Annotated in this window: 14 protein-coding genes and 1 riboswitch; of the genes, 8 read left to right on the forward strand and 6 right to left on the reverse strand. The window is 65.7% G+C overall.

The features are described 5' to 3' along the window. Positions 1 to 27: 27 nt before the first annotated feature. A complete protein-coding gene (locus GGQ90_RS22580; RefSeq protein ID WP_188084044.1) occupies positions 28 to 429 on the reverse strand; it encodes a hypothetical protein in 402 nt (133 codons plus the stop codon). Between the two features lie 269 nt (positions 430 to 698). After that, entirely contained in the window at positions 699 to 995 is a 297-nt protein-coding gene (locus GGQ90_RS22585) for a LysR family transcriptional regulator (RefSeq protein WP_188084045.1), read from the reverse strand. A gap of 116 nt (positions 996 to 1,111) precedes the next feature. On the opposite strand from GGQ90_RS22585, the gene GGQ90_RS22590 reads away from it, so the two are divergent. Together GGQ90_RS22590 and GGQ90_RS22595 are read left to right on the forward strand one after the other, a co-directional pair. Continuing rightward, entirely contained in the window at positions 1,112 to 1,366 is a 255-nt protein-coding gene (locus GGQ90_RS22590) for a type II toxin-antitoxin system Phd/YefM family antitoxin (protein ID WP_188084046.1), read from the forward strand. Further along, complete coding sequence (locus GGQ90_RS22595; protein WP_188084047.1) at positions 1,363 to 1,629, forward strand: Txe/YoeB family addiction module toxin; 267 nt, start codon at positions 1,363 to 1,365, stop codon at positions 1,627 to 1,629. Before GGQ90_RS22590 ends, GGQ90_RS22595 begins: the two co-directional genes overlap by 4 nt. 72 nt (positions 1,630 to 1,701) lie before the next feature. Here the strand turns inward: GGQ90_RS22595 and GGQ90_RS22600 are convergent, their stop codons facing one another. Together GGQ90_RS22600 and thiC are read right to left on the reverse strand one after the other, a co-directional pair. Beyond that, entirely contained in the window at positions 1,702 to 2,301 is a 600-nt protein-coding gene (locus GGQ90_RS22600; protein ID WP_188084048.1) for a DUF2199 domain-containing protein, read from the reverse strand. Continuing rightward, a complete protein-coding gene (gene thiC / locus GGQ90_RS22605; RefSeq protein WP_188084049.1) occupies positions 2,301 to 4,196 on the reverse strand; it encodes a phosphomethylpyrimidine synthase ThiC in 1,896 nt (631 codons plus the stop codon). Before thiC ends, GGQ90_RS22600 begins: the two co-directional genes overlap by 1 nt. A 54-nt stretch (positions 4,197 to 4,250) precedes the next feature. Continuing rightward, positions 4,251 to 4,360: riboswitch (TPP riboswitch) on the reverse strand. Between the two features lie 174 nt (positions 4,361 to 4,534). On the opposite strand from thiC, the gene GGQ90_RS22610 reads away from it, so the two are divergent. The 6 genes from GGQ90_RS22610 to GGQ90_RS22635 all read left to right on the forward strand — a co-directional run bounded on the left by GGQ90_RS22610 (position 4,535) and on the right by GGQ90_RS22635 (position 13,895). Further along, entirely contained in the window at positions 4,535 to 4,753 is a 219-nt protein-coding gene (locus tag GGQ90_RS22610) for a hypothetical protein (RefSeq protein WP_010335479.1), read from the forward strand. A 19-nt stretch (positions 4,754 to 4,772) separates the two neighbouring features. Beyond that, the gene (locus tag GGQ90_RS22615) at positions 4,773 to 6,875 is read left to right on the forward strand and encodes a prolyl oligopeptidase family serine peptidase (protein ID WP_188084050.1); all 2,103 of its coding nucleotides are present in this window, start codon (positions 4,773 to 4,775) and stop codon (positions 6,873 to 6,875) included. Positions 6,876 to 6,985: 110 nt separating this feature from the next. Beyond that, positions 6,986 to 10,330: a transglutaminase family protein gene (locus tag GGQ90_RS22620; protein ID WP_188084068.1), complete on the forward strand. Its 3,345-nt coding sequence runs from the start codon at positions 6,986 to 6,988 to the stop codon at positions 10,328 to 10,330. Positions 10,331 to 10,333: 3 nt separating this feature from the next. Continuing rightward, entirely contained in the window at positions 10,334 to 12,817 is a 2,484-nt protein-coding gene (locus GGQ90_RS22625; protein ID WP_188084051.1) for a circularly permuted type 2 ATP-grasp protein, read from the forward strand. Then, positions 12,814 to 13,719 (forward strand): transglutaminase family protein, encoded by a 906-nt coding sequence (locus GGQ90_RS22630; protein WP_188084052.1) that lies wholly within the window; start codon positions 12,814 to 12,816, stop codon positions 13,717 to 13,719. The genes GGQ90_RS22625 and GGQ90_RS22630 overlap by 4 nt, the downstream gene beginning before the upstream one ends. Then, complete coding sequence (locus GGQ90_RS22635) at positions 13,716 to 13,895, forward strand: hypothetical protein (protein WP_125985443.1); 180 nt, start codon at positions 13,716 to 13,718, stop codon at positions 13,893 to 13,895. Before GGQ90_RS22630 ends, GGQ90_RS22635 begins: the two co-directional genes overlap by 4 nt. A gap of 158 nt (positions 13,896 to 14,053) precedes the next feature. Here GGQ90_RS22635 and GGQ90_RS22640 read toward each other — a convergent pair whose 3' ends face one another. Together GGQ90_RS22640 and GGQ90_RS22645 are read right to left on the reverse strand one after the other, a co-directional pair. Continuing rightward, positions 14,054 to 15,421: a cytochrome P450 gene (locus GGQ90_RS22640; RefSeq protein WP_188084053.1), complete on the reverse strand. Its 1,368-nt coding sequence runs from the start codon at positions 15,419 to 15,421 to the stop codon at positions 14,054 to 14,056. Then, on the reverse strand, positions 15,418 to 16,542 hold the full coding sequence (locus GGQ90_RS22645; RefSeq protein WP_188084054.1) for a hypothetical protein: 1,125 nt from the start codon (positions 16,540 to 16,542) through the stop codon (positions 15,418 to 15,420). The genes GGQ90_RS22640 and GGQ90_RS22645 overlap by 4 nt, the downstream gene beginning before the upstream one ends. Positions 16,543 to 16,553 lie beyond the last annotated feature (11 nt).

The following is a 16,553-nucleotide window of genomic DNA, read 5'->3' on the forward strand; positions in this document are numbered from 1 at the left end:
CCGGCGGCGCCTGCTGCGCGCCGACCGTCACCATATCTCGATGCTCGGGTGGAAACCGCCCTCCTGCCCGCTATGGGTGGCATGCATGTTGATGCGCGCCGGCACGAAACTGGTGCCGCGATATTCGGGTATGATCTCCAGCCGGTCGACCAGTCCTTCACGGGTGAAGCGCTGCAGCGTGCCGGTAATCTGGTCGAGCGCCGCGCCGGCCTCCGGCGGAACATAGCTGATATTCGCCTTGCGCTTCGGCCCGCCCAGACGGATCGGGAAGAGATAGATGCGCACCAGCGCCCCGGTCGCCACCAGTGCCTCCGCCTGATCGCGCGAGGTAACATGGGCAAAATCCGGTTTGGCGGATGCCGGACCCGGCACGCCGACGAAGATCGCGGCGAGCAGCAGCGGCAAGAGCAACGTGAGACGATGAACCATGGACTTCCTCCCCTGAGGATGAATCATGTTCATTATTTGTTCTCATATTTTCGGCGATCCTGCAAGGCAGATCTTGGCGAAAGGCTCAGGGTCACGCCCGAAGTTCACAGCGTTATCGACCTTTTCGGGGGATTTGCGCCGCTTTTGCACCGGTTGCGCGTCACCCAAGCGCCTGTCGTGCATCATAATGCGCCACCGGAGCGACGCATAACGCGCCCATGATGCCCCGGTGACGCGACAGTCACGCACCTGTTCTGCACCGATTTGCCTCAACGACGCGTCGAAGCCTGGGGGCGAAGCTGGGTGGCGATCGGGTCGGCCATCGCCTGGGCATGCAGCGCCAGTGCGTTGCTCCAGTCCCGGTCGAAGGCGGTGCCGGCCAGCCGGCGGCGCAGGCGATGCGCGCTGGAGGGCGACATGCCGACCATGCGCGCGGCCTGGGCCACGCTGCCGCTCTGATAGAGGGCGGTCAGGAAGGTCCGCTGCCGGACCGGGGTCCAGCGGGCGGGGGTGAAGATCGCCGGCGCGGGCTGCGCGGGCGGGCGAGCGGGGAGGTTCTGTGTCATTCCCCAGGGTAGATCAGAGGATCGCCGTGTAGGACAGGGGATATTGGCGCCGGAGTGTCAGGGGGCGAGATGGTGGATATCTTGCAATTTTGTACATAATTTGGTACACAACTTTCATGCAGACCCTCAGCGTTTCCGAAACCCGCGCCAATCTCAAGGCCGTGCTCGACCGTGTCGTTGCCGACAAGGCGCCGATCCAGATCGTGCGGCCCAAGGGCGAAGGCGTGGTGATGATTTCGCAAAGCGAATGGGAAGGCATGCAGGAGACGCTGCACCTGTTGGCATCGCCCGCCAATGCCCAGCATCTGCTGGAGGGCATCGGGCAACTGGATGCCGGGCTCGGCGAGGAGCATGAGCTGATCGCGCCGTGAAGATCGTCTTCGGGGGCCAGGCCTGGCGCGACTATGTCGCCTGGGCAGCGGATGATCCCAAGGTGTTGGCGCGGATCAACGCGCTGATCGAGGAATGCCGCCGCGATCCGTTTCGCGGCACGGGCAAGCCGGAGCCATTGCGGCAGAATCTGGCCGGCTGGTGGTCAAGGCGCATCACCGGCGAGCATCGGCTGGTCTATCGGGTCAGCGGATCAGGCGACACGCAGGCGCTGGAAGTGCTGAGTTGCCGGTATCATTATTGAGAGGGCATCTGAAGAAAGCAGGAACCAGCACGTACACGGGACATGCCATCCGCATCAGGATCAGGATCAGGATCATACCTCCGGCCCATGGCCATAGTGCCGAAATATTGTCATGAGCTGATCCGCACTGATCCCGTTTTCCTGGGCAAGAGCCAGAGGATGATCGTTATCCATGGCCCAGAGAAGCGGGCGCTGCCTGCCGGGGCGAAGTTGAACCCATACGCCCAACGGATCATCCTCGACAAAGTCTGCCATTCGATTGCAGAGCCAACCGCTCCATAATTCCTCCTGCGAGGGGCGCGGCGAATCGAAGGCGTCCACATATTTCTCGAAATTTTGCCGGGACAGGGTCGACCAGCAGCCAAAGCCGAAATCATCGGCCATGCCATGAACGGGAATGGTCATCACGGCCCGAACGAAGAAATGCTCTCCGTTCAGAACGCAAAAATCCTCCGACAGGAAATCCCCGTCCATCCTGAGCGCACCGTTAGCCTCATAATCAGTGGCATGCGGCCAAGGGTCAGGGGCATTTGCGGCAAGATCGAAGGGCCAGCTATGTTCCCGGTCACAATTGACACAGCGCCAACGCCCCTGATGCAACTGTTCGGATGATGAGCGACTAGGCGCAGTCGGGCGCAGCCTATCCCAGAAACGCTGCGCCCAATTCGACATCAATCATGCTCCCTGCCACCGGCGCCCATATAGAGTTCGCTGCCGGTTTCCTTGAAGAGTTTGCTCATCTCTTCCATGCCTTTCAAGGCGGCGGCCTTGCTGGCTTCCGCCACTTCCGCGCCGGTGAGGCCCGCCGCGAGGAAGCCGTCGGCGGGCTGGTTCTTCTTTGCCGCGAAATCCCTCACTTCCTGCGTGATCTTCATCGAGCAGAATTTGGGGCCGCACATCGAGCAGAAATGGGCGCTCTTGGCGCCTTCGGCCGGCAGGGTCTGGTCATGATATTGTTCGGCCGTGTCGGGGTCCAAGGACAGGTTGAACTGGTCGCGCCAGCGGAATTCGAAGCGGGCGCGGCTGAGCGCGTCGTCGCGGACCTTGGCCGCCGGATGCCCCTTGGCGAGGTCGGCGGCGTGGGCGGCGAGCTTGTAGGTGACGACGCCGACCTTCACGTCATCACGGTCGGGCAGGCCCAGATGCTCCTTGGGCGTGACGTAGCAGAGCATCGCCGTGCCATACCAGCCGATCTGCGCCGCACCGATCCCGGAGGTGATATGGTCATAGCCCGGCGCGATGTCGGTGGTGAGCGGCCCCAGTGTGTAGAAGGGCGCTTCGCCGCAGACCTGGAGCTGCTTTTCCATATTCTCCTTGATCTTGTGCATGGGCACATGGCCCGGCCCTTCGATCATCACCTGCACATCCTGTTTCCAGGCGCGGTGGGTCAGTTCGCCCAGCGTATAGAGTTCGGAGAATTGCGCTTCGTCATTGGCGTCGGCGATGGAGCCGGGGCGCAGGCCGTCGCCTAGCGAATAGGCGATGTCATAGGCCTTCATGATCTCCGTGATCTCGTCGAAATGATCGTAGAGGAAGCTCTCCTTGTGGTGCGCAAGGCACCATTTCGCCATGATCGATCCGCCGCGCGAGACGATGCCGGTGACGCGCCTGGCCGCCATCGGGATGTAGGCGAGGCGCACGCCCGCATGGATGGTGAAATAGTCGACGCCCTGTTCGGCCTGTTCGATGAGGGTATCGCGGAAGATATCCCAGGTCAGATCCTCGGCGATGCCGCCGACCTTTTCGAGCGCTTGATAGATGGGGACGGTGCCGATCGGCACCGGCGAGTTGCGGATGATCCATTCGCGCGTGTCGTGGATGTTGCGGCCGGTGGAGAGGTCCATCACCGTGTCCGCACCCCAGCGAATCGACCAGACCAGCTTGTCGACTTCGGAGGCGACGTCGGAGGCGACCGCCGAATTGCCGATATTGGCGTTGATCTTCACCAGGAAGTTGCGGCCGATCGCCATCGGCTCGGATTCCGGGTGGTTGATGTTGCTGGGGATGATGGCGCGGCCGCGCGCGACTTCATCGCGGACGAATTCGGGCGTCACATAGTCGGGGATCGATGCGCCCCAGCTTTCGCCGTCACGGACATATTCGGCGAGGCGGGCGCGGCCGAGATTTTCGCGCTCGGCGACATATTCCATTTCGGGCGTGATGATGCCGCGGCGAGCATAATGCATCTGGGAGACGTTCATGCCGGGCTTAGCGCGCAATGGGCGCTGCACGACATTGGGGAAAGGCTGGACGCCGCCCGAGCGATCGGGGCCTTTCAGGCCATTATCTTCCGGCTTGGTCTCCCGCGCGTCATAGTCCTCGACATCGCCGCGCTCGCGGATCCAGTCACGACGCAGCTGCTGGAGGCCAGCCATGATGTCGATATGGGCATCCGGATCGGTATAGGGGCCGGAGGTGTCGTAGACGCGGACCGGCGGCTCGCCGCTGCCCGGCTCCAGATGAATTTCGCGCATGGCGACCCTGCGCGGGCCGACATGGATTTTCCTGGAACCCCGGATCGGGCCGGTAGTGACGCGCATTTCGGTGCGGGCGGGGACGTCTGCCATATCTTCTCTCTCCTTCAGGCGGAAAGAGAGTGCGGGCGGTGTCACGGGACGAGTGGCACGACGCGCTTCCCTCCCTACGCCAGTGTCAACTGGATCAGGTTCAGCGGGTCGCGGCCACAAAGCCACCTCTCAACCGTCTGCGGACGGTCCCCCGGGGATATGGGCAATGGATAGCGCAAGCGTGGCGACAGGGGAAGCCCTTCGCGACCCGCTTGCCTTGCGCCGGGGCGATGGAGATCATAATTGGAAGCTGATCCAGCAAGAGGCCGATCGTGCAGAACAGCACCCAATCCCATCCTGATTCCGAAAAGACGCGGCGCAAGGCGTTGCGGCACGAGATGCGGATGGTGGCGGTGCGGCCGCGGCGCTGGGGATTGTGGCTGCTCACCCTGGGCGCGCTGCTGCTGATCCTGCCGTCGGCCTTTGGCGTTCACAGCCTGATGGGCTGGTCGCCGATGCTGCTGGGGCTGGTCGCCTGTGCCGCGTCGCTGCCCTTGCTGGTGGCGGGGGCGGTGTTGCGACGACGCTATCTGAAGGGACAGCTCGCGCGGGATTGAGGACAATGAGGGGGGCGCAATGAAGAGGTTTTTGACGATGGTTTCTGCTGCCCTGCTGACCGGCGCTGCTGCGCCCTCCCCCGCTTCTGAACTGGCGGACGATCCGTTCGTCTGGCTGGAGGACTGGACCGGGCCGCGCGCGATGCAGTGGGTGGAGGCGGAGAACAAGGCGACCGTCGCCACGCTGCAGGGCGATCCGCGCTATGCCGGCTATTACCGGGACGCGCTGGCGATCGCATCGGCCAAGGACCGGATCGCGATGCCGATGCTGATCCATGGCCGCATCTATAATTTCTGGCGCGATGCCGACCATCCGCAGGGCGTGTGGCGTTATACCAGCGAAGGTGACTATGCGTCGGCCACGCCCAACTGGACGACCGTGCTGGACCTGGATGCGCTGTCTAGGGCGGAAGGGAAGAAATGGGTGTGGAAGGGCGCGACCATCCTTGACCCCGAGGAGCGGATCGCGCTGCTGGCGCTGTCGGACGGCGGCGAGGATGCGGTGCGGCTGCGCGAGTTCGACCTGGTCGACGGCAGGTTCGTGCCGGGCGGGTTCGACATTCCCAATGCCAAGCAGAATGCCGAATGGCTGGACAAGGATACGTTGCTGCTGTCCCGCGACTGGGGCGCGGATAGCCTGACCAAGTCGGGCTATCCCTTCGTCATCAAGACGCTGAAGCGCGGGCAGAAACTGGACGACGCACAGGAAGTGTTTCGCGGCGCGGCGAGCGACCAACTCATGTCGATGCCCATCCTGCTGAGCGATGGGCAGGGCAATCGGGCGGCCTTCCTGTTTCGCGGCGTCACCTTCTTCGGCAACGAGACCTGGCTGCTGACGGCGCAGGGGACGAAGCGGCTGGCGCTGCCGGCTAGGAGCCAGTTGCAGGGCATGGTCGACGGGCAGGTGCTGATCCAGACCAGCGAGGCGTGGGAAAGCGGCGGCGTGACCGTGCCGGCGGGGGCGCTGGCGAGCGTGGCGCTGAAAGCGTTGCAGGCTGGCAGCGTGCTGACGCCCGAGATAGTGTTCGCGCCGACGCCGCGCCAGTCGATCGACGGGGTGGTGGCGACGCGCAGCCGGGTCGTGCTGAGCCTCAACGACAATGTGCGCGGGCGGGTGCGGGTCTATGCGCGCGGGGCAAAGGGCTGGAGCGCGCAGCCGGTCGACCTGCCCGACAATGCGACGATCAGCACGGTCGCCGCGTCCGACAAGAGCGACCAGGTCTATCTGAGCGTCGCGGGCTTCCTGGCGCCGACGACATTATGGGCGATGGACGCGGCCGACCCGAAACCGGTGCAGGTGAAGGCGATGCCGGCGCGCTTCGATGCGGCGGGTTTGGTGGTCGAGCAATTCGAAGCCAGGTCGAGCGACGGGACCAAGATTCCCTATTTCATCGTCCACAAGAAGGGGATGACGCCCGACGGCAGCACGCCGACGATCATGACCGCCTATGGCGGCTTCGAGGTGCCGATGACGCCCAGCTATGCCGCGATCACCGGCAAGCTGTGGCTGGAGCGGGGCAATAGTTTCGTGCTGGCCAATATCCGCGGCGGCGGCGAGTTCGGCCCGGCCTGGCATGAGGCGGGCCTCAAGACCAGGCGCCAGATCATCTATGATGATTTCGCGGCGGTGGCGCAGGACATCTTCGCGCGCAAGCTGTCGAGCCCGCAGAAGTTCGGCATCTATGGCGGGTCCAATGGCGGGCTGCTGATGGGGGTGGAGTTCAACCAGCATCCCGATCTCTGGAACGGGGTGGTGATCCAGGTGCCGCTGCTCGACATGATCCGATACGAGCAGATCGCGGCCGGCGCGTCCTGGGTCGATGAATATGGCAGCGTGTCGGTGCCGGAGGAAAAGGCGTTTCTCGAAACAATCTCGCCCTATGCCAATATCCGCAAGGGGGTGGCCTATCCCACGCCCTATATCTGGACCACGACCAAGGACGACCGGGTCGGACCGCAGCATGCGCGCAAGTTCGCCGCGCGGCTGAAGGACTATGGCCTGCCCTATCTGTTTTACGAAGATACCGCCGGCGGCCATTCGGGCGACGCCGATATCGAACAGGGCGCGCGGTTGCAGGCGATGCAGATGGTCTATTTCAGCCAAAGGCTGGAGGGGAAATAGGGGATGACGGTGGTGCGTTGAGGCGCTGACGCGAACGGAAATTGCGAGAATCTTTGGCGAAGCGACAGTTTCGCATTGCATTGCAGCAGAGCGTGGTTTCTGATCGCATCATGCTCAAGGCCGCGCTGCACCACCTGACCGCCTATCGCTATAGCCGCCCGATCCGTCTGGGCCCGCAAGTGATAAGATTGCGGCCCGCGCCGCACAGTCGCACCAAGGTGCCCAATTATGCGCTGAAGATCGAGCCGGCGAACCATTTCCTCAACTGGCAGCAGGACCCGCACGGCAACTGGCTGGCGCGGATCGTCTTTCCCGACCCGGTCGATCATTTCAGTATCGAGGTCGACCTGCTGGCCGATCTCGACATCATCAACCCGTTCGACTTCTTCGTCGAACCCTATGCGGAAAATTACCCCTTCAGCTATGACGAGCAGCTGGAGACCGATCTGGCGGCCTATTATGATGTCGAGGCGCAGGGGCCATCGTTCGAGGCGCTGGTCGCGCAGCATGCGTCGTTCGAGGGGCGGACGATCGACTTCCTGGTCGATGTGAACAGCAAGCTGCAGCAGCGTATCGGCTATGTCATCCGCATGGAAACGGGGGTGCAGTCGCCCGAGGAGACGCTGGACATCGGCACCGGATCGTGCCGCGATTCGGCCTGGCTGCTGGTGCAACTGCTGCGCCGGCTGGGCTTTGCCGCGCGCTTCGTGTCGGGCTATTCGATTCAACTTGTCGCGGATGTCGAGCCGATCGAAGGGCCGAAGGGCGTTACCCAGGATGTGGTCGACCTGCATGCCTGGGCCGAAGCCTATGTGCCCGGCGCCGGCTGGATCGCGCTCGACGCGACCAGTGGCATGTTCGCGGGCGAGGGGCATATCCCGCTCTGCGCCACGCCCCATCATCGGTCCGCAGCCCCGATCAGCGGCATGGCCGAACCGGCCGAGGTCGATTTCACCTTCGCCATGAATGTCAGCCGCATTGCCGAGGCGGTGCGGATCACCAAGCCCTTTACCGAGGGGCGCTGGGCATCGCTGATGGCGCTGGGCGAACAGGTGGACGCGGACCTGATCGCGCAGGATGTGCGACTGACCACCGGCGGCGAGCCGACCTTCGTCGCGGTCGACGACCCGCAGGCGGGTGAGTGGAATGGCGACGCAGTCGGGCCAACCAAGGCGGGCTATGCCGACCGGCTGATCCGGCGGCTGCGCGATCGCTTCGCGCCCGGCGCGCTGCTGCATCATGGCCAGGGCAAATGGTATCCGGGCGAAAGCCTGCCGCGCTGGGGCTATTCGATCTATTGGCGGGCGGACGGCGTGCCGATCTGGCGCGATGCCGGGCTGATCGCGGGCGAGCCGGAGGCAGGCGACAAGACCATCAGCGCCGAGGATGCCGGCCGCTTCCTGACCGCCATGGCGGACGGGCTGGGGGTCGAGACGGATTTCGTCCAGCCGGTGTTCGAGGATGCGCTGGCCTGGTCGGTGAAGGAGGCGGAATTGCCCGCCAATACCGAGCCGGGCGACCCCAAGTTCGACAATCCCGAGGAGCGCAGCCGGATGGTGCGCGCGTTCGAGGGCGGCCTTAGCAAGACGGTCGGCTATGTGCTGCCGATCCAGCGCTGGCAGACGCAGGCGAGTGCGCCGCGCTGGCAGAGCGAGGTATGGAAGGTGCGGCGCAAGGCGCTGTTCGCGGTGCCGGGGGATTCGGCGCTGGGCTATCGCCTGCCGCTGGGCACCCTGCCCTATGTGCCGCCGTCCGATTTCCCCTATATCCACCCACAGGATACGAGCGAGCCGCGCGCGCCGCTGGCCGATTATCGTGCCGAGGCGGCAGCCGAAACCAGCGCGCCGGCGGAACGGTTCGAGCGGTCCGAAATCGCCGCCGCCGAGCATCAGGACCGGCAGGAACAGGTCTTCATCGAAGGGGCCGTGCGCACCGCCGTCACGGTCGAGCCGCGCGGCAATTTCCTGTCCGTCTTCGTGCCCCCGGTGAAGACGCTGGACGATTATCTGGAGTTGATTGCGCAGGTCGAGAAGGTGGCCGAGGCGACGCGCATCCCGGTGCGGATCGAGGGCTATGCCCCGCCGTCCGACCCGCGCGTCAACGTGCTGAAGGTGACGCCCGATCCCGGCGTGGTCGAGGTGAATATCCAGCCGGCGAAAAGCTGGGCCGAGACGGTGGCGATTACCCAGGGCGTCTATGAGGATGCCCGCGAAGTGAAGATGACCGCCGACAAGTTCATGGTCGATGGCCGGTCGGTCGGCACCGGCGGCGGCAATCATCTGGTACTGGGCGGGGCGAGCGTGAACGACAGCCCGTTCATCCGCCGGCCGGACCTCTTGAAGAGCTTCGTCCTCTACTGGCAGCGGCACCCGTCGCTCTCCTATCTGTTTTCCGGCCTGTTCATCGGCCCGACCAGCCAGGCGCCGCGCATCGACGAGGCGCGGCACGACAGCCTGTATGAGTTGGAGATCGCGCTGGCGCAGGTGCCCAATCCGGTGCGCGACGGCGCGGACAAGCTGCCGCCGCCCTGGCTGGTCGACCGGCTGTTCCGCAACCTGCTGGTCGACGTGACCGGCAACACCCATCGCACCGAAATCTGCATCGACAAGCTGTTCTCGCCCGACGGGCCGACCGGGCGCCTGGGCCTCGTCGAGTTTCGCGGGTTCGAGATGCCGCCAGACCCGCAGATGAGCCTTGCCCAGCAATTGCTGCTGCGCGCGCTGACCGCCTGGTTCTGGCGCGAGCCGCAGCAGGGCAATCTGGTACGCTGGGGCACGGCGCTGCACGACCGTTTCTTCCTGGGTCATTTCGTCTGGGCCGATTTCCTGGAGGTGCTGAACGACCTGCGCCAGGCGGGCTATGACTTCGACCCCAACTGGTTCGAGGCGCAGCGCCAGTTCCGCTTCCCGGTGCATGGCAGCGTGGAGGCCGGCGGCGTCGGGCTGGAAATCAGCCATGCGCTGGAGCCGTGGAATGTGCTGGGCGAGACCGGCGCGATCGGCGGCACGGTGCGCTATGTCGACAGTTCGACCGAGCGGTTGCAGGTGCGCGTGTCGGACCTGGTCGCCGGGCGCCATATCGTCAGCTGCAACGGTCGGCGGGTGCCGATGACGCCGACCGGCGTGCCGGGCGAGGCGGTGGGCGGCGTGCGTTACAAGGCGTGGGCGCCGGCCAATTGCCTGCACCCCAATCTGCCCGCCAATGCGCCGTTGACCTTCGACATATTCGACAGCTGGAGCGGGCGGTCGCTGGGTGGCTGCGTCTATCATGTCGCCCATCCGGGCGGGCGCAATTATGACGATGTGCCGATCAACAGCTATGAGGCGGAGGCGCGGCGCAAGGCGCGGTTCCAGGATCATGGCCATACGCCCGGCCCCGTCGACATGCCGCCGGCCGAAAGCCCAAGCGAATTTCCGATGACGCTGGACCTTCGGTTCAGGCATCCCGAATATTAGACGATGACCGACTCGCCTGTCCTGCCGGGTCTCGAAGCGTCCGGCTGGGCCGGCGACTATCTGGCGCGCGCGTCGGGCGGCGACCTGTTCGCCGGGGCGCCGGCGGAGATGGCGCCACGCTGGCGGGCGATGCTGGATCGCCTGTCGGAACAGGGACAGGGTGATCCCGCGACGCTGGCCGGCAATGTCGAGCGGCAAGCGCAGGATCTGGGCCTGGCGTTCCGCCTGACCGGTGACGAGCAGGAGCGGCCCTGGCCGCTGAGCCCGATCCCGATGCTGATCGGCGCGGGCGAATGGACCCGGATCGAACAGGGGCTGATGCAGCGGGCCGAGCTGCTGGAGCGGGTGATCAGCGACATCTACAGCACCCAGAGCCTGGTGCGCGAGGGCAAGCTGCCCGCCGCCGTAGTGACCGGCAGCCCGCATTATTGGCGGGTGATGACCGGGGCGGCGCCACCGCGCGGCCATTATCTCCATTTCTATGCCGCCGATCTGGGGCGCGGGCCGGATGGCGAATGGCGGGTGCTGGCCGACCGGGTCCGGACCCCTGTCGGCGTCGGCTATGCGCTGGAAAACAGGCTGGCGCTGTCACGGGCGACCGGCGACCTGCTGGGCGCGATGAACACAAGGCGGCTGGCGCCCTTCTTCGCCGACCTGCGCCGAGGCCTGGCGGTCGATTGCCAGCGCGCCGATCCGCGCATCGGCCTGCTGACGCCGGGCCGGTTCAACCAGAGCTATGCCGAACAGGCGCATCTGGCCCGTTATCTGGGCCTGATGCTGGTCGAGGGCGATGACCTGATCGTCAGCGACGGGCGCCTGTTCGTGCGCACGATCGAGGGGCTGAAGCGGATCGACGGGCTGTGGCGCTGGATGGACAGCCGCTTCCTCGATCCGCTGGCGTTCGACGGGGAATCGCGGATCGGTGTGCCCGACCTGTATGATGCCTGCGCGCGCGGCGGGCTGATGGTCAGTAACTGGCCGGGCGCGGGCGTCATCGAGGCGCGCGCCTTTGCCGCCTTCCTGCCGCAACTGGCCAAGGCCCTGCTGGGCACCGAATTGCTGCTGCCCAATATCGCCACCTGGTGGTGCGGGCAGGAACGCGAACGCGGCCATGTGACCGGCCATCTGGACGAATTGCTGGTGGCATCGGCGTTCGACCGGGATGCGGCGGGGCTTGGCCCGGCGCGGTCGGTGCAGGGATCGACGCTGGACGCGGACCAGCGCGCGACCTTGCTGGAGGCGATGGCGCGGCGGCCGATGGACTATGTCGGGCAGGAAGTGGTGAAGCTGTCCACCACCCCGGCGATCGTCGGCGGACGACTGACTCCCCTGCCCTTCACCCTGCGCGTGTTCGTGGCACGGGACGGCCTCGGCCAATGGCGGATCATGCCGGGCGCGTTCGCGCGGCTGGCCGCCCATGGCGATATTCGTGCCGCTTTGATGGGCGAAGGCGACATGTCGGCCGACATGTGCGTGATCGACAGCCAGCCGGTGCCGCCCGATACGCTGTTGGGCGATGGCGGCGCGCCGGCGATCCGGCGGATCGGCGGGCTGTTGCCGACCAAGGCGGCCGACAATCTCTATTGGCTGGGTCGCTATATCGAGCGGACCGAGATGACGTTGCGGGTGATCCGCGCGGTGGTGGGCGAATCGATCGAGGTCGATATGGGGCCATCGTCGGATTCGCCGACCATGGCGCGGCTTGCGGGGCAGCTTGCCCTGTGGGGCGCCACCGGAAACGCGGCGCAGCCGGTCGGCGCGCTATGCGCGCAGGCGCTGGGCGATGCGCGCCAGCCGGGCAGCGTGCGCGCGCTGATGGGCGTGGTCGCCAATATCGGCGAGGGGCTGCGCGACCGGCTGGCGACCGATTTCTGGCGGCTGGTGCGCCTGCCCCTGCCGGCGTTCGACGGGGCGGTGACCGAGACGCTGCTGGACGCGGCATCGCGCATGATCGAACGGATTTCGGCGCTGTCGGGGCTGGCGGCGGAGAATATGGCGCGCACCGAAGGGTGGCGCTTCCATGACATGGGACGACGGATCGAGCGGGCGATCACCGGATGCCGGCTGACGCTGCTGCTGGGCAGCGATTGGGCATCGGCCGACGACCTGACCGTCCTGCTCGACCTGCATGACAGCCAGATCAGCTATCGCAACCGCTATTTGACCGGCCCGTCGCTGCCGCCGGTGCGCGATCTGGTGGCGCTGGAGCCGCAGAATCCCCGGTCGATCGCCTATCAGTCGCAGCGCATCGCCGAGCATGTCGCTGCCCTGCCGACACTGCGCGGCGATGGGATGCCGGAGGAACCGCAGCGACTGGCCGGCGCGCTGGCGGCGACGCTGGCGCCGCTGACCGGCGACATGCTGACCATGGCGGCGCTGACCGATATCGAAAGCCGGCTGCTCGCCTTGTCCGACGCGATCGGCCAGCGCTATTTCCTGCAGGTCCGCAAGACGGAAAAGGTCGAGGGCGCGGAGCTGCTGTCATGATCTACCATGTCCGTCACAGAAGCATATTGCGCTATGGCGCGCCGGTGCGGGTCGCCCGCTTCAATGTGCGGTTGCGGCCGATGGCCTGGGCCGGGCAATGGACCGCCGACTATGCCTTGAGCGTCGATCCCGCGCCGCTGTCGATCGAGGCGCGGCCGGGCGCCTGGCCGGTGCATGTCGAGCGGCTGGTGATCGACCAGCCATTGCGGCAATTGACGATCGAGAGCCGGTTCCGCGCCGGGGTGGCGGGCGGCGTGCCGATCCTGCCCCAGGCGGACGACCCCAGCATCGCCAGGGTGGCGCGCGCGGCGCTGGCCGATCGCGACATCAGCGCCTCTGCGCCCGCGCAATTCCTCTATGCCTCGCCCCGCGCGCCGATGCTGGACGCGATCGGCAGTTGGGCGGGCGACATGCTGGCACCCGACCGGCCGATCGTCGCGGCTGCATGGGAACTGGCGCAGCGGATCAAGGCGGACTTCGCCTATGATCCCAGCGCCACCGATGCCGGCACGCCGGTGGCGGACGCCTTTGCCGCGCGCCATGGCGTGTGCCAGGACTTCGCTCATGTGATGGTGGTGGCGCTGCGCCTCGCTGGCCTGCCCACCGCCTATGTCAGCGGCTATCTGCGCACCTATCCGCCGCCGGGCATGCCTCGGCTGGTCGGCGCCGACGCCATGCATGCCTGGGTGATGCTGTGGTGCGGGCCGACGCGTGGGTGGATCGGCTTTGACCCCACCAATGGCGTCATCACCGGCGAGGATCATCTGTTCATCGCCATGGGCCGCGACTATGCCGATGTCGCGCCGATGGACGGGCTGTTCGTCGGCGGATCGGGCCAGAGCATCAGCGTCGCCGTCGATGTCGTGCCCGAGGACGAACAGGCAAAAGAGGAAGTCGCATGATCGCCGCCATCATCCTGGTCCTGGCCGGCCTTTACTGCCTGGCGCGCGGCGTCATGGACCTGCGCGCGAAACGCTGGGTCTGGGGCGTGCTCGGGATCGTTGCGGGAATCGCGATCATGGCGGCGCCGATCCCGACGCAGGTGCAGGTGGAACTGCCGGCGGCGCAGGGCCGATAGGGCGCAGCTAAAATCCATCCTCCCCTGCAAGGGGAGGTGGCAGCGCGCAGCGCTGACGGAGGGGTATCCCCCTATCGAGAGCGTGACACCCCTCCACCATTTGCGATGCAAATGGTCCCCCTCCCCTTGCAGGGGAGGATCAGTCAGCGATACGTTTCCTAAATCCGCTCGAACAGCAATTTCATGCCGGTCCTGGGGCGGATGGTCAGGCGGCTGATGGGTTCGGGCTTGAAGCCGGCGGGCATGGTGAGGCGGTAGCGGCGGATGACCGAGGCGATCACGGTCATCACCTCCTGCTGGGCAAAGCCGGCGCCCACGCAGACGCGCGGGCCGCGGCCGAAGGGGAACCAGGCCTGTTTCACCATGTCGGCATTGGCCGGATCATCGAACCGGTCGGGATCGAAGGCGTGCGGGCAGGCCCAATTATCCTTGTTGCGCTGGGTCAGCCAGGGCGCGACGACCAGCATCGATCCTTCTTCCAACTGCTTGTCGCGCATCTCCATCGGGCAGGTGACTTCGCGCGGGAAGAAGGCGACCGGCGGATAGAGGCGCAGCGTTTCGCGGAAGATGTTGCGGACATGGCTCATATCCTTGAGCATCGGCGCGGTCAGCACTGCGTCGCCGGCGATGCCGGCCACTTCGGCGCGCACCCGATCCTGGATATGGGCACATTCGGCGAGCATGTAGAGCGCCCAGGTCATGGTGCTGGCCGAGGTTTCATGCCCGGCGAGGAAGATGGTCGAGACCTGTTCCATCACCTGGTCGCAGGTGAAATGGGCCCCGGTCTGCGCGTCCTGCACCTCGATCAGCGACTGGAGAATGTCGCGATGGGGCGCCTCGCCCCGGCCATGATAGCCCTCGTAGCGGGCCTCGACGATCGGGCGGAACACGTCATGGATGGCGCGGGCCGGGCCTTTCGAGCGCTTCTCGAACCAGCCGGCGGGAATGCCGTAGAGGCGCAGCATCGAGGCCGAATGGGCGAGCCGCTGGAACCGGCCGAAGGCGGTGTGGATGATGTTGGAGCGTTCCTCGTCCAGCGTCTGCGAGAAGAGGGTGCGGAAGATGATGTCGGCCGCGACATGAGTCATCATCGGGTCGATATCGACCGGCTTTGACCGATCGGCGGCGTCGAGCCGGGCGAGCAGATCGTCGGCGGCGGCAACCATCAGCGGCATGGAGCGATTGAGCGCGGTATGGGCGAAGGCGGGATTGACCATCGCCCGCTGTCTCTCCCAATCCTCGCCATTGGCGGAGAAGACCGAATTGCCGATCAGCGGATCAAGATTGCGGACCAGTTCGCTATGCTTGGGAAAGGCGGTGCCGCCCTTGAGGATGCGATCGACCAACGGCAGTTCGTTGGCGATATACATGGTCTGACCCGGCATGCGGATCTCGCCCATCTTCATCGTGTAGCTCTTGTCGAACAGCACATGGATCCAGCTGTGCCAGCCACGCAGAAAGCGTTTGACGAGGCCGCGCTTCGACCTGGGCGGCTCGGGATAGGGGGGCGTGAAGGGCGCGCTCATGGGATCGTCCGGAAGGCGGCGACAGCCTCGTCCACGGTGCGGCGGCCGGCGGTCAGGCTCACGAAATCCAGCGGCGACAGGCGGTCGCCGACCCTGAGATAATCGAAATGCGCCTCATATTTGTTGGACCAGCCCCCGTGATAATTTTCGGCCAAGTAGAAGAGATGGAAACGCGGCGATAGCATGTCCACCCGCGCGGCAAATTGATCGGCGACAAGGCGCAGCGGATTGACGTTGTAATAGGCCGCGCCGTCGGGCGGCGAGCTGATGTCGACATAGCGGAAAGGCTGGTCGGACAGGGCCTTGAGGTCGGCATGATACCAGCGCGCGTCGCGGCGCAGGCCGATGACCGGCACCACCTGCCCCATGCCGACCATGACGAAATGATCGGGCAACGCGCCACCGCGCAGCGCGAGGATGCGGCGCAGCAGGCTCATGCCCAGGATCGTGCCGGCGCTGTGGGTGAGGAGCTGGATCTCGTCCCAGTCGCCGTCCATCTCCGCCGCGATGCGGGCGGCGAACTGGTCGAGCCGGGCATTGAGCTCGTCGCCCGGCCCGTCGGCGGCGAGCGCGCCATGATAGGTCATGAAGCGCAGCAGCCAGGGCACGACCAGCTTGTCGAGGATGCGGCCGGAGAAGACGGCGCTGACGCCGATGCCGACCAGCGCGGCGATCCAGAAGGGCAGCAGCAGCGACAGCAGCAGCCCCGGGACCAGCGCCAGCAACAGCGGAATCAGCAGCGCCAGGATCGGCGGATAGAGGATGGTGATGACCGGGCCGCGCCGCAATTTGCGCATCCGGCCGAACTGCATCAGCCGGGCATGGCCGGCATAGGCGCGGGCAGCGCGCCAGGCGAGGGTGAAGGGATGGCGGATCCAGACCTTCCCGATCAGGTCTTCCCAGCGGAGATATTCATAGTCGGTCTCGACCTCGGCGCTGGCGTTGGTGACAGTCCAGATCGCGCTGTTGGCGGGGCCGGCGCGGCGCGCGCTGACCTCCACCGCTTCGCCGGTCAGCGCGGTGTAGCGGGCCGCCTGATCGCGATAGAGCTGGTGATAGAAACGGACGCCGCGCGGGTCGAAACCACCCAGGTAAAAGACTTTACGCTTGAATTTCTGCACTGCCCCGGTCC

Source organism: Sphingobium scionense, assembly GCF_014197035.1.
Classification (GTDB): domain Bacteria; phylum Pseudomonadota; class Alphaproteobacteria; order Sphingomonadales; family Sphingomonadaceae; genus Sphingobium; species Sphingobium scionense.